At 44.7% G+C, this 14,560-nt stretch carries 9 protein-coding genes; all 9 read right to left on the bottom strand.

Annotated elements, in window-relative coordinates; translation table 11 throughout:
• Window positions 1-187 precede the first annotated feature (187 nt).
• Entirely contained in the window at window positions 188-1,213 is a 1,026-nt protein-coding gene (locus tag ACAN56_RS33945) for a LacI family DNA-binding transcriptional regulator (RefSeq protein WP_081965829.1), read from the bottom strand.
• Window positions 1,214-1,279: 66 nt separating this feature from the next.
• Window positions 1,280-2,062 (bottom strand): MgtC/SapB family protein, encoded by a 783-nt coding sequence (locus ACAN56_RS33940; RefSeq protein ID WP_052092077.1) that lies wholly within the window; start codon window positions 2,060-2,062, stop codon window positions 1,280-1,282.
• Between the two features lie 22 nt (window positions 2,063-2,084).
• The gene (locus tag ACAN56_RS33935) at window positions 2,085-4,166 is read right to left on the bottom strand and encodes a methyl-accepting chemotaxis protein (protein ID WP_379148318.1); all 2,082 of its coding nucleotides are present in this window, start codon (window positions 4,164-4,166) and stop codon (window positions 2,085-2,087) included.
• A 16-nt stretch (window positions 4,167-4,182) separates the two neighbouring features.
• Complete coding sequence (locus ACAN56_RS33930) at window positions 4,183-4,992, bottom strand: histidinol-phosphatase (protein ID WP_379148315.1); 810 nt, start codon at window positions 4,990-4,992, stop codon at window positions 4,183-4,185.
• A gap of 37 nt (window positions 4,993-5,029) precedes the next feature.
• A complete protein-coding gene (locus ACAN56_RS33925) occupies window positions 5,030-5,869 on the bottom strand; it encodes a sugar ABC transporter permease (protein ID WP_081965828.1) in 840 nt (279 codons plus the stop codon).
• Window positions 5,869-7,179, bottom strand: a complete 1,311-nt coding sequence (locus tag ACAN56_RS33920; protein WP_038591818.1) for a sugar ABC transporter permease — start codon at window positions 7,177-7,179, stop codon at window positions 5,869-5,871. Before ACAN56_RS33920 ends, ACAN56_RS33925 begins: the two co-directional genes overlap by 1 nt.
• A gap of 184 nt (window positions 7,180-7,363) precedes the next feature.
• The gene (locus ACAN56_RS33915; protein WP_379148311.1) at window positions 7,364-8,683 is read right to left on the bottom strand and encodes a sugar ABC transporter substrate-binding protein; all 1,320 of its coding nucleotides are present in this window, start codon (window positions 8,681-8,683) and stop codon (window positions 7,364-7,366) included.
• A gap of 43 nt (window positions 8,684-8,726) precedes the next feature.
• Window positions 8,727-9,314, bottom strand: a complete 588-nt coding sequence (locus tag ACAN56_RS33910) for a histidine phosphatase family protein (RefSeq protein WP_231578267.1) — start codon at window positions 9,312-9,314, stop codon at window positions 8,727-8,729.
• A 544-nt stretch (window positions 9,315-9,858) separates the two neighbouring features.
• Window positions 9,859-14,409 (bottom strand): carbohydrate binding domain-containing protein, encoded by a 4,551-nt coding sequence (locus ACAN56_RS33905; protein ID WP_379148332.1) that lies wholly within the window; start codon window positions 14,407-14,409, stop codon window positions 9,859-9,861.
• Window positions 14,410-14,560 lie beyond the last annotated feature (151 nt).

Genomic DNA, 14,560 nt, shown 5'->3' with positions numbered 1-14,560 from the left:
CGCTCTTCGTCAGTTGCTAACTATTTTTTGGAAAACAAAGAGTTAGGTGTGTTTGAGTTGCTTTTATAGTCAGTTTTAGCTTGTTGACATAGTACGCTTATATTTGAACTAAAGAAGCACCCTGCTCACAGAATATAAAAATTCTGCAAGCAAGGTGCTTCATTTTTTGTAGTGATAGAACAGCGATCTAAACAACAATACGATTCGTGGACTCCCGTTCGATAATTTCCGAGGGAATTGTTACACTCTTGTGTACTAAGGCTGGCGAATTAGTATATATCAACTCATATACGAGCTGGAATGCTTCGGCTCCAAGCACTGATGGATTGAGGTTCAAGCCGGTAATTGATGGCGACACTTTATCCAAATAGGCTGCATCATTGAAGGTAAGCATACCGACGTCTTCCGGCACTCTCATCTGCTTGCGTTGACAATATTTCGTCGCGATTAGAGACACAATAGGTTCCATCGTCAGGATCGCATCGAAGCTGGTCCCTTCTCCGAGAACTTTGTCCAGCGCATTCGTTATGTCTGCCTCTTCGTTACTGGAGTATACGATGTTCGTAGAAGCCTCTTCCACACTCTCTTCAATAGCTCTCTGATAGCCGTGAATACGATCGTAAGTGAAATCCTGCTTCACGTTCGCCGTCAGAAACAAAATATTGCGGTATCCTTTATCAAGCAAGTATCGGGTCGCCATATAACTGTCACGGATATTGTCGTTGTGTACGGAAAATACATTGTGGTTCAGACTGCTCCCGATCATGACAAAAGGAATATTGTTCTCCTGCATACTATTTAACAATAAATCCTTATCCGAAGACCTCACGCTTGTAAAGATAAATCCCTTTACCTGGTTCTTCTTAAACAATTGAATCGACTTCTCGATTTGTTCTTCAACATTATAGTAAAGCGAGAACTGTACGTTATAATCTAACTTTTTCGCCGCATTCGAAATTCCGCACAACACATCGCTAAAAAATAGATTCTCGAGCATGTCCTTAGGATCTCTTGCAATCGAGAAGCCTATCGTTCCGGATTTATTCTGTAATTGAGATTGTACCGGCACATAATTTATTTGCTCCATAGCAGAGAAAACCTTAGCCCTGGTCTCGCTAGCGATATTGCCCTTTTGGGTAATCACTCTGGAAACAGTCGCGGGCGATACACCCGCTAGGAGAGCTACGTCTTTTATAGTAGTGATTTCAACCACCCCCGAAAAATGAGAGAACTTTTTTCTATAACAACATTCCCTATCTGTTTATTCTACTATGAATATTCAGTTTAAATCCAGTTTTCTCTTTGTTGATTCACCCCAATCAACGGTTTCTTTTGAAAGGTTGGAAAAATTAGGTATTTCAACCGACAGTACATCTTCAAATGTGAAGATTCTATTAACCGCACTCATAATTTTATCCCCGCGGGTCAGTTTGACATTTAAGCGTACATGGACTGTCTGCTGCTGATTTTCTTCCTTCTTTTGGTTGGATTGAACCAGCATTTCAGAAATTTGTATCTCTTGGGTCCCTAATTCGGCCACAATTTGTGCTAATATGTCTTGTCTATTATACATTTTGATGTTCATTTCATATTTTCGATATTTACGCAGCATGTATTTCTCCCACTTATTGAATACAAACAAGCTGACGAGTACAAGAAATGCAGCCAGAACAGCTCCGAAATAAAACCCTGCACCGGCACAGAGGCCGATGCCTGCCACAACCCAGATGGAAGCCGCTGTAGTCAAACCGGAAACATACGAACCCGTGCGAATAATTGCTCCTGCACCTAGAAATCCGATACCTGTAATGACCTGAGCCGCTAACCGTGCAGGATCCATTCTGACATAGGGCTGATCCGCGAAATCACTGAATCCATAGATAGACAACAACATAATTGTTGCAGAACCGACGCAAACGAGAATGTGGGTCCGGAATCCGGCCGCATGGTTATTGACTTCCCGTTCAAATCCGATCAATCCGCCCAGTAATAAGGCCATCAGAATTCGCAGCGTCATATCCCAATAGCTGATGTGCCATATAGCTGAGCTTGCGCTACCCATTCACTTCCACTTCCCTTCGTATTCACTCTCCCCTATTCGTATGGAATTGAACCAGGGATTCTTTAAGCGTCTCTGACAAATTCTCCAATTTGTCGGAAAGGAATACCAGCTTCTCACTAATTTTTAATTGCTCGGTCGCTATAGAAGCTACTTCTTCCGAGGCTGCGGATGATTGTTCAGCCACTGCGCTTACATTGCTTATTGATTCGGATAATATAAGCTGTGATTGATTCAGCTCCCTGATGGAAGCCGTTGATGATGCACTTTCCTGGATAAACAAGCCCATCTCCTCGCGAACGCTGTCAAAGATAGTTGAGGCTTCCTTGACCGAGCGAATTTGCTCGGTTAACAACGGAGAAGCCGTAAGCAATAAATCAACCGTTTCCTCAACTTCCTTTTGAATATCGTTTGTAATGTCCTGAACAACGCTTATCGATACTTTGGATTGATCCGAAAGTTTTCGTATCTCATCCGCGATGACCATAAATCCTTTCCCTGCCGCACCAGCTCTGACCGCCTCTATTGACGCATTCAAGGACAGAATATTCGTCTGCTGGGCCATTGTTGTGAGCACTTCCAGAATTTTTCGAATCGAGCTTGTGCTGTCTTTGAGCTTATCCACTTTACCTATCATGGATCTGGTCAATTCTTCAGTCGAATTCGTTTTTGTGATGAGATCACCCATATACCCGGTTCCCTCATTACTGATTTGATACACCCGATCAGCCGAGCCTTCCATCTTTGAATTGATATCAATCACTTTATTCATATTCATCCCGATGTTGTCAGCGTAATTCATCCCGTTCTCTGCTTCCATCGAAAGCCCCATTGCCCCTTGTGCAATTTCCTCGACTGCCACAGCGACCTCTTTCGCCATCGTGGAAGTGTTCTGGGAAACTTCAGACAACTCAAATGCTGTTTGCAATACATGTTGCGCGGAATCATTGGTTTTCTCCACCAGCAGGGAAATTTGTCCCATCATTTGGTTAAAGCTTTGTCCCAGTCGGCCAATTTCGTCCTGTCCCTTAAAATTCGTACGCACGGACAGATTCCCTTTTTCCCCTTCTTCCATCAAGGATGAGAGTTTAACCAGCGGTTTAGCTACCATCCGTATCATAATCAATCCAATACCAATGCTTACAAGAGCAGAGAGTATGGCGATAATCATCGTGATTTGGATAATGTTTTTGGTTTCTTTAACCAGTTCACTGACCGGAGCAGAGCCTACCATCTTCCATTTAGACAATCCGGTCTGTTTGTATACCACAAGCTGACTGTTGCCCTGCTCATCTTTGGTAAAGAAAGAACCTTCTTCGGCAGTTTCGCTATCGGGAATTTTGAGGGCTGACTCACTTTCCAGCAGTTCTGCAGCTTCGGTATGAACCACATGATTGTCGTTATTAAGGATCATAATTTGTCCCGATTCTGCGATATTTACATTGGACAGCACATCGGTTAACGCTTGATCTTTAACTTCCAGCAAGAGAATGTATTCCGCATCTTTATTATTCAGATTTTTAAGCAATCTTCCGATCATCATGGTGGGCTCTGTATTCAGCTCAAACAGACCCTTCTTATGCACAGGAATATAAACGACCTGTCCATTGCCTTCGACCACTTTATCTAGCCATATTTTATTATTGGACGTTATGTTGAGCGAACTCGCGCCCTTGGAATAAAAAATCTTGGTTTTATCCATATTCTTAGGCACAAGCCTTACGGAAAACAACTTTTGGTCAGAAGCCACGATGCTGTTAAGGTTCGCGACTACCGCATTCGATATCTCTGTTTTCTCAGCCGTATTAATATCCGGTTTATTAAAGGAGACCAGTTGACCGGACAAATCTTGATCGACCAGCAGTTGTCTTGAGAGGCCTTCATATACCCCGAACATAAAATCCAGCTTGTCTGACGCCTGTACAACCGTTTGCAACGAGGCTGCAGCAACCTTTTTCTTAATAACATTCTTTGAGACAGTGTAGGAAGCTACTCCAAGTATGGATACCAGTACAACTATAGTGCAAAAAAACATGAAAAAGAGTTTTATTCCGACCGATCTTTTAAGGCTGCCGAGCAATCTCGCACCTGACATTCTGTTTTTCATGGACTCCTCCAGATTTCTAGGATTTGAGATCTAAATAATACGGCTTCCGTTGTCTAAAAATAACCCATCGTTTATAGCCTATATGTTCCAGTGTGTCACGAACCTGCTCCCATTCATTGCCGACCCGCTCAGGCTTATGAGCATCCGAACCAAATGTAATTTCCACCCCATAATAGTGGGCTTGCTCAATCACATCCATCGCTGGATACCAGTCCTCTAAAGCCGTCCGGAAGCCGCCTGTGTTCACTTCCATAGCCACGCCCCGTTCTGCCATCATTTTAAGCGTAGGAGCGATATGTGGCTTGTACAAATCAGTAAATGACTGATATCCCCGGTTGAACCTGTCCATATGTCCGATAATGTTAACCCACTCGCTTTGAACAGTGAGCTGTATGAGTTCAATAAACCGCCTGAATTCTGCCTCGCGTTCTTCCTCGGAAGCGATACTCCAGTCCAGCCCTCTCATAATACAAGATGGGGATGTGAAGTGGATCGATCCGATTACAAAGTCAAGAGGAAATCCGCTGTAGACTTGGCCATATAAATCGATGTGCTCTTTGAAAACATCCGATTCCACGCCAATCAGCAGCTCAATGCGATCCTCGTATTTCTTCTTCAACCTGATAATTTCTTCTACGTATTTGATAAATTCACTTTTGGCCATTGCCAGTCCCGGAAAGGGTCTGTCCTCCTCCGAGAAAAAATAAGGTGAATGATCCGAAATTCCAAGAATCTTTATTTCTTTTGAAATTGCGTTCTCTATATATCGCTCCAGCAAACCTACAGCATGGCCGCATCGTTCGTGATGTGTATGCAAATCAAACAACTGCTTCTCCTCCAATCTTCAATAAACGGTTTAACGGTTATCCTTTTTCAGCCCCTGCAGTCAGCCCCTCCACCAAGAAGCGCTGGAAGCACATAAATACGATCGTAATTGGCAATGCAACCAATACGCATCCTGCCGCAAAAATGGTAAACTGCGTTGAAAACTGAGTATTTACCATGTTATACAATCCCACTGCGAGTGTTTGCTGCTCCTTGGTACGCAGTACCATTTGGGCGAAGATAAAGTCGTTAAATGCCGCCGCAAACGAGGTAACAGCCAAGTACACAACCAAAGGTTTGGACAATGGCATAAATATTTTAAAGAATACGATCCAATGGTTGGCCCCGTCTATTCTTGCCGCTTCTTCCAAGCTCCTTGGAATGGTGTCGAAAAAGCCCTTAACGAGCAAATATCCCATAGCTGCCCCTGCGGAATATACAAATATCAGTGCAGAGTGAGTATTCAGCAAGTTCATGTTCAGGAGCAAAATATAGACCGCAATCATACTCATAAAGGATGGGAACATATTCAGAACGAACAACCCCGACATTAAGGTTTTCCGCCCCTTAAAACGGAACCGTGAAAACGCGTAGCCCGTCAGCAATACAAAAAAAGTACTGCAAATCATTGAAATAACAGCAATCTTCAGTGTGTTCACATACCATTGTGAAAAGGGGAATGATTTAAACAGTTCCTTGTAATGCTCTATTGTAAATCGATCAGGAAGCAGGTGCTCGCTGTACAGCGCAGTCCCTGGCCGAAAGGAGGCTAACACAACCCATATTGCCGGGTAGATGGTTATAATGGCGATAACTGCCAGCAGAATATGGTGGACTACAGTGCTGAACATATTCTTGAGTTTCAGTTTACTAACCATCAGTTAATCTCCTCCTCTGTAAACGAACGTGTCCGACGCACATTCCAAATGGACAAGGTCGCCAGAATGACAAATATAATGATTCCAATTACGGAAGCGAAATTGTAATTTCCTTGGTTCATCGTCAAGTTATACAACCATGTGATCAGAATGTCCGTGCTTCCTGCAAATTGATATTCACTATTGGCCGGATTACCGTTAGTCAACAGGAATATAGCGCTGAAGCTGTTCACGTTGCCAGCGAACATACCAATCAGAATCGGAGATAACGAGAACATGACACTTGGGAAGGTGATCATTTTGAACTGTTGAAATGCCGATGCTCCATCAACATCCGCAGCCTGATACAGCTCTTTGGAGATGGTGGTCAGAATCCCGATAATGAGCAGCATAGATATAGGATAACCATGCCATAGATTAACCAGCAGAACCGTTGCCTTGGCCCAAGTTGGATCCGAGAGCCACGACGGACCCTGTATACCAAACCATTTCAGATACTGGTTAATAGGACCAAACTGGGAGTTAAACATGTTGCGCATAACCAAATAGGAGACAAAGCTCGGAATTGCAAATGGCAGGATATAGATTGTGCGCCATAAAGGCTTCAGGCGGGTACGCGAATTCTGTACAAGCAGCGCTACCGCAAAACCCCCGAAAAATGTGGATAGCGTTGCAAGTATTGCCCAGATGACATTCCAAGTGAATACTCCATAAAATGTCTTGGCCCATTTGCTTAACGTAAACAGTTCTTTAAAGGCATCGAAGCCAATCCAGTCTATCAAATTGGCTGGAGGCAGATGCTTTGGCGAAGAGTAATTCGTAAAAGCAATCATTACCGAGAAAACTAGAGGCAATACAGTGAAGAACAATACAAATACAAGCGGGAGAGCAATAATGAACTGTGGAAATTTATGCTGATTAATATAATGTACCGTTTCTATGAATGTATGGGGTGTAATCCCTTGTTCACGGGACTTCCCTGTTTTATATGCATCTTTAATGTTCGCAATGTACATATAAACAAAGACAATAAGTCCGAATAAGACAATCAAGGCCTGAACAATAAGGAAAATCGAATGATCTCCGGGAACCATCTTATATATTTTACCGACAAGCTCTAAGTGCTGCGCATTCTCTCCAAGGGTAAAGATCCCCCATAATGCTTCTTTCAGGTTAAAGATAATGTAATATAATCCACAACCATATAATAGGAGCATCAGAATTCCCTTTATGTATTGGCGATTATAGATTTGCCCTAAACCCATTGCTAGAACGGAGAGAATTGTAGCCGTCTTCCTTTTCTGGTTCATCTTCAGTGACACATCTCCTTTAAATGAAGCAATTATAGAACGTGAACTTGAGAATCTTACGTTTTAAAATGGCTGAGTACCCGGTGTATAGGGCTTCCCAGCCATTCCGCCGCCTCATTCTCAAGTTCATCTTATACCCACTTATTCAGCGGGTAGTTGCCAATTTTGTATTCTGCTTCGAAATCTATTTCTTTCCTTGTTGTTCGATACCGGCCTTAATATCAGCAACAGACTTGTCTAAAGTCTCCTTCACATCTGCGCCATCCCAAATCAATTCCAGTGAAGCAGTCGATGGTCCCCAAATTTGAGTTGCAGGCAAAATGTTCGGCATTGGCTGGGAGTTTTTAATTTGTTCGGTGAAGGCCTTTGCAACTTCATTGTTTGCAATAGCCGGATCCGAATCCATGCCGTTGCGTGCAGGAATGAGACCCGTCAATTCAAAGTTTTTCTTCGCAGCAGCTTCAGAAGTGGCAAAATGAATGAAGAGTTTCGCAGCGTTAGGGTATTGGCTGAAAGAGCTTACATAATAGGCTTTAACGCCTGAGAAGCTGATCGGTGCTTTACCATTTGGCATAGGAGGAAGCGGAACAGCTCCTACTTCAAATCCAAGTTTTTCAGTTGTAAAGTTGCTCAATTGGGAAACGCCATCCATATTGATTGGCAGCTTACCGGTTTGGAACAGGTTCGTTTTTACGTCTGCGGTAGCATCTACACCTTTAATCGGCAGCGCCTCACGCAGGCTTTGGAAAAACTTCATGCCTTCAACAGCTCCATCATTGTTCAAACCAATATCGGTCGGATCTGTGCCGTTAGCACCAAAAACATACCCGCCGCTTCCGGCAATCCATGAATAGTTATAGTAGAAATCGGTCACTTGCCACATAAAGCCGAACTTGTTATTCGCTACGTCATTATAACCCTTGGCAAATTTGATAATGTTGTCCCATGATGCGAGATCTTCCTCTTTCACGAGGCTCTTATTGTAGTACAAGAGGTACGTTTCTACGTTACGAGGGTAACCATAGATCATACCGTCCAGTGATACGGCATCAACTAATTTTTCAGGATAATTAGCCACTGTATCTTCTGAGTAGAAATCGTTAGGAAGGACAATCCCGGAAGCAACTGCATCACCAAGCGTATTATGAGGCATAACCAGAACGTCAGCGCCCAGTCCTGCAGGGCCGTCAGTTTTCAATTTTTTACGTTGCTCAGTTGACGGTACTTCCTGGAATTCAACCGGGATATTGTATTTAGCTGTAAACTCTTTTGCAATCGTATCAAGGAAAGGTTTCTCATCTTTAGCTTCCCAGACTACTAACTTTGCGCCAGCTTCAGGAGCAAGCCCCTCTTCCCCCACGTTTTCTGCAGCTCCTTGAGTATTGTTTGCAGCAGCAGGACTTGCGCTTGACGTCGGCGTATTGTCTTTATTAGATGAACATGCACTAACAGAAAAAGCTGTAATAAGTGCTGTCAACAGTAATGTTGCCTTTTTGAATTCCATTGTGTGAAACCCCTTTCAATCTATTGTGTTTGTTGTTGCAGTTTTAATCAGACACATGAACCCCAAGATGCTCTGTATGGACTACGGCAGACTCGCATTTACCAGCAGCATTCATAACGAACTGTACAATTCCCGCATTGTAGACTGGGATGAGGTCGCCAGGGTTGGCGATTTGTTTCAAGTCCGCTGTGGACTGCCCATGCCCAAATACGACAATATGTTCGTCCGTCCCGAGTTCCGGAGCAATATGAGCATCGTAGAAGGACTGAACTCTTACTCTGACTGAGCTCGGTACTTCCGGCCATACCGGCCACCATCGCTTGCTTTCATCATGTGTATGTATGAATCGCACGTTTTGGTAACCGCTTTCAATTTGAACGCAACTCTGCCACTCGTAATCCCGATAATACGTCCAAGGCTCCAGGAACATCTCTGACATTTCAGGAACAAGAATTACCGGCAAATTACAGAACCGCGCAAGAGGCAATGCTGATAAAATCGCTCTTCGAAGTGGACTACAATAAATGACCTTAACTTTAATGTTCCGGAAGAAGGATGGGATTTGTTCGGCTTGCCAATAACCTATAGCGGACAGCTCACAATCCGCACCTCCCCCTTTCCCGATATTCATTGTCGACTGTCCATGTCGAATGACATACAGATGCAATAGTTGTATTCACCCCCTTTCCGTATTATAAAAGCTGTGAACGCTTATCACCGTGATGCAATCATAGTGAAATACGTTTCATAAATATTTACTATCGTTTCATAATCATTTAATCATAGATATTAAGTTTTGTGAAGTGAAAAAACAACTTTTTCACCTTGAGTTAGCAAAATATTATGAATATCCGCCTATCTTGACCTTATTATCGACATGAACTCGGAATATAGTAATGCTTTTAGTGAAATATATACTAAAATATCTTTTTTTATTTCATTATTATTCATCATTTGTTTCATGACGACAAATCATTATGATTCACATATTATTGGAATTCCAATGATTTTCCATTACTGAAACTTATACAGATGGAAATATCAATGTGCAAAAGATTGCTATATGTTTTTGTTGTTCATTGACAGTGTTTCATTGAAAAGAGGTCAGCCAGAAAACTGGCCGACCTCTTTGTGTTGTTGCGGGGAATGTGTAATTCAATGATGGCCTTCCGCTATTATCTGCCGATACGTGCGAATGGTGCAGTCAATAAATCGATGTCGCCCCACTCTTTAGGAGAGTTGGAATCCGAAACCCCTGGCGTGTTCGAAGTCCCTGGATCATTGGGAAGGGTGTCCATTGGCGAGTACTCGCCTTGGTGCAGCATTACGCCGATACCTGCATTTTCAATATCCGGATTTCCGAGTGCGCTGAGAGGAATTTTCGCTTCATAGAGCGTGTCACGATTTGGATCGTGGCCAAGTACCATGAAGTTTACAAGCTTGCTTGAATCATTAACATCATCAGCATCTTTCACGCCCCACAGGGATGAATAACCTTTGCCTTTAGCAAATTTAACGGTAATACCTGCTGCTGCGCCTGTCTTATAGTTCACTCCAGCATCGTCGACAGGGAACACACCGTTTACGGCTCTGGAAATGTAACCGGAGTGGAACATATTCGAAGCGATGTTGAATTGATAATCAGGCAGATCCAGCCCGCCCCAGAGCGGCTGATTTCCATTCTTCTTCCACATATCATTTGTTGCGCCAGCACCATGAATCGTATCAATGGCAATCGTCTGCGGCATATCCATGGAGCGGATCGGTGTACCGCCTGCAGAACCAGCATTAGCAGGATCAACGATGTCTGTAACATCTACATACTGCCAAGCCAGATACAGGAACTCGTTGTCCCAAGCTGCCCACAGATGGCTAAGATCCATTGGCGCTTCATGAAGAGACCAATTGCTGCCAAGTGTACGCGGATCATCGCCGGCCATGTCAATAGCAATCAGCATGTCATCTGTCCATTCACCACTGTTAGTTCCGTCAATTGTGATTGGAGTAGTTACGCGTTTACCAAATGAAGGATTAGTGGAATAGGGCTTGTCACCACCAGGAATAACGATCGTTCCTTTCAATGTGACCACTGTAAGCTCAGCACTTGCTGCTGAGAAGTTATTTGCAGCATCGAAAGCTTTTATGGTGTAGGTATACGATGTTTCTTCAGCTAACCCGGTGTCTGTGAATGCAGGAGTTGTTGATGTTCCTGCTTTTACTGCACCACGATAGATGTCGTAACCTGCTACAGCCACATTATCTGTTGAAGCTGCCCAGGACAGACTCACCGTTGAAGTTGTCTTGCCGGTCGATATAAGACTGGCTGGAACGCTTGGCGCCTCTGTATCGGTTCCGGCTGAAGTTTCAACGGTTACTTCATTGCTGTTAGCAGAGAAATTATTTGCAGCATCACGAGCACGGACTTGGTACTTGTAAGTCGTACCTTCCGTTACCGTGCTGTCGATAAAAGTTGTTGCATTCACCGTAAATGTCTCCGTGCTTGTACCAGCCTTACGGGTAATTTGATAATCTGCTACGCCAACATTGTCAGTAGAGGCACTCCAAGTCAAGGTGATCGTCTTAGGAGTTCCACTGCTGAGATTGCCAGCCAGGTTAGCTGGAACTGAAGGAGCAATCGTATCTACTCCCACCGGTTTCTCCCCAAGCTTCACTTGTCCTGCAGCATTATTGTTGCCAGGAATGTAAATATTGTCGCCTGCGTTGAAGAAGTAGTTCTTCTGATTGTTGGTGTCCCAAACATTGCTTCCGTTATTGAAACAAGCTTCCAGACGGCTAGCGGTTCCAATATCAACAGTTATTTTTTTGTAGCCAGGGTTCAACGAATCATTCTCCATCTTCACACCTGGAACGGATGTCCAGGTACCACCCTCGGCGCGATAATGAATGTTTACATTTGTCCAGCCCTCTTTGTAGTAGACGGTAACCTTATTTCCTGGCTTTGGACCTTCCGGTTTACCAGCGGTCACTTTACCTGTGTCATAGGTATTGTCGCCTATATTGAAGAAATAGTTCTTTTGATTGTTGCTGTCCCATTGACCGCTGCCATTGTTGAATGCTGCCTCTGCTCGTGTTGCCAATGAGGTTCCCAGGTCAATCGTGTGCACAGCATATCCCGGAATTACAGAATCCTCCATCTTCACACCAGGACTGGCTGTCCAGTTGCCACCTTCAGCGCGGTAGTGAATGTAGGGAGTTGCGTATCCCTTTTTGTAGTAAACCGTAACGGTGTTGTCTGTGCCTTGTTCAGGCGGATTGGTCTTAACGCTGAACTCGTTACTTGGATCGGAGGTTCCGCCGGATTGACTTCTGGCAGTAACTTTATAGGTATACGTTGTTTCAGCAGTCAAGCCTGTATCCTTATAAGTTGCTGCTGTAGACGATCCAACCTTCACATTGTTGCGGTATACGTCGTATCCGGCAATTCCGGAGCTGTCAGCGGACGCATTCCAAGTCAATGTTACTGTCTTGTCTGTCTTTACAGAACTAACCAGGTTCGACGGTGCCGTCGGTTTAGTCACAACACGCGGATCTGTATCGGACCAAGCGCTTCCGTCATACCAGCCTGTTGCTGTTCTGGCGAATCCAGCTTGGTTCTGAGCAGGCACTTGTTTGCCTGTGCTGTCTTTAAAGATAATTGTAGCTTGTTCAGCTTTGTCGAAGCTGTAGACATACCAGTCTCCGCCAGCGCTTGTCATAGCTGGAGCTGTAGCCCAGGTTGGGTCATTGTCCTTAGGTGCTGTGTCGTAGAAGTAAATGGAAGGTGTTCCCCATCCAGCCGGTTTCTTGAGGTAAACTTCCAGCTTGGCGTTAGGATCACCCTTAGTAAAATCGTGCGACGCCGTACCTTCGCCATTTTCATTCGTGGCGTACATCTTCAGTGTTTTCTTGTCATTAATGGCCATGTCTGCGCCAATTGTGATTGTTGTTCCACTGGTAAATGCAGTTCCGTTAACCGGATCACTGCCATCCAGCGTGTACTTGCCGCTGTCCGCATTCTTGATCGAAAGCGTTACAGAGGTAGTTTCGGTTTTGAATTTACCGCCTGCTGGTGAGGCCGTCAGAACCGGGAACTTTTTGTTTACGCCAACATTTTCAATCAGAATAACGCCGTTGGTTCCAGCGGTGAACTTGGCCTTGCCTCCGCTTACAACCACTTCGTTCTGCGTGTAAGTATCGCGTACCGTAGTGCCATCCGGGAAGATGCCGGATACATTCACATCCACAGTTCCGGAAGCTCCTGTAGCCACGACTACTTTATCCAGAACATCATCCTCCTCATAGGTGCGTGAGAACGTATACGGGCTGTCTGCAATTTTCTTATGAGTTCCTGCACCTACTGCAATGTGATTGTTTCTGAATTGCCCAATCTTCTGCCAGTGTGACAGAACACCTTGGTTAATGCCGCTCCAGTTCATGAATGAGCGCGTACCCTGATACGGGTCAGAGCCAGTAGCCCCGAACGGTCTTGCCGTTTCATCTCCATAGTACGTCTGCACTCCGCCCGGAAGAAGCAGAAGCGCGGTGCCTGCCTGAATCAAGCCTCCACGGGTGTACAACCCTTTATCGTGGGAAGAAAGATAGCTGAGCATATTATAGTTAGGCAGATCTCCATTTAATTCACTTGCATATCGGGAGAAAAGGCCTTCCAGGTCACTCATATTCGCACCTTGGAAAGAAAAGTTGATTAAGGAATCAAACCCGTTATCGAAATAAGTGCTGTCTCTTCCAAGGCCTTGACCCCAAACTTCCCCGGTCATCCAGAAGTTATCTGTCCAATCTGCTCCCGGTTTCGACGGGTTATTCTGTCTCCATTTCGCAAGCGCACTACTTGCGCTTGTCTTGAGTTCTTTCCATTTGTCTGCTTGAACATGCTTCGCAGTATCAATACGGAAACCATCAACTCCGAATTCTTCGACCCATGAAGACAGCCATTTGATCATGTAATCCTTAGGGGCGACATTCAGATCTTTGCGGTATTGCTTGGCAGCCGGAACGATCCAGTTGTCGTAACCGCTTGTTTCTTTGTTGAACTTCGTCTTCAGTAGCGGCGGCAAACTGGTACCACTAGTGGATTCGGTCTTGATATCAGGCAGGAACCCTACACACAGCGTCTGATCGTTGCTGCCGCATTGATCATAACCCGCAATAGTGTTGGCGCGAATCCAACTGCTGCCCCACCAGGAAGCCCATGCACTGGAATTATTTGTGTTCATAATGTTGTTGTGCGTGTGCCAGTTCTGGCCTTGGCCTTTATCCGGAGTCCAGTTTCCGGCGAGTCCGCCGCGGTCACCGTATCCGTATTCCGCCATATCCACAAGTGTCGGATAAGCGACATGGTTCATAACCACATCAAGGACAACACGAATTCCTTTGGTATGAGCGAGGTCAACGAACTCGCGCATTTCATCAATGGTACCCATGCTCTTGTCCATCGCAGTGAAATCAAGTGCATAGTAGCCATGGTAGCCATAGTGAGCAAAGTCACCGTCTTTACCGCCTACCCAGCCGTGCATTTGTTCCCAAGGAGCTGAGATCCAAATTGCATTTGTACCCAAATCTGTGAAATAGCCTTCTTCCAGCTTCTTGGTCAAACCTTTAATATCTCCACCGTGGAATGTACCCACATTCGAGCCCCATGCATCAGTCTTAGGTCTGCCATAAGCGCCGTCATTGCTGGTATTGCCGTTATTGAAACGGTCTGTCATGACGAAGTAAACGTTTGCATTGTCCCAACTGAATAGGCTTGCTTCTTGCTGCTGCTGTCCACCGTTGCCGATTTTCAAGACAGCAGGAACACTGTATGCTGATTTCTGTCCGATTGTATCTACAGACTTAACCGTATAGGCGTAGGTCTTG

Source organism: Paenibacillus paludis (genome assembly GCF_042610515.1).
Taxonomy (GTDB): domain Bacteria; phylum Bacillota; class Bacilli; order Paenibacillales; family Paenibacillaceae; genus Paenibacillus_AQ.
Note: the sequence above shows the minus strand (reverse complement) of the source record. Positions and strands in the feature narration are given on the sequence as shown.

Coding starts and splice junctions, on each gene's coding strand:
- ACAN56_RS33925 (WP_081965828.1), bottom strand. CDS start 5,869: ATGGTTAGTAAACTGAAACTCAAGAATATGTTCAGCACTGTAGTCCAC.
- ACAN56_RS33940 (WP_052092077.1), bottom strand. CDS start 2,062: ATGGGTAGCGCAAGCTCAGCTATATGGCACATCAGCTATTGGGATATG.
- ACAN56_RS33915 (WP_379148311.1), bottom strand. CDS start 8,683: ATGGAATTCAAAAAGGCAACATTACTGTTGACAGCACTTATTACAGCT.
- ACAN56_RS33935 (WP_379148318.1), bottom strand. CDS start 4,166: ATGAAAAACAGAATGTCAGGTGCGAGATTGCTCGGCAGCCTTAAAAGA.
- ACAN56_RS33905 (WP_379148332.1), bottom strand. CDS start 14,409: ATGACAGACCGTTTCAATAACGGCAATACCAGCAATGACGGCGCTTAT.
- ACAN56_RS33920 (WP_038591818.1), bottom strand. CDS start 7,179: ATGAACCAGAAAAGGAAGACGGCTACAATTCTCTCCGTTCTAGCAATG.
- ACAN56_RS33910 (WP_231578267.1), bottom strand. CDS start 9,314: ATGAATATCGGGAAAGGGGGAGGTGCGGATTGTGAGCTGTCCGCTATA.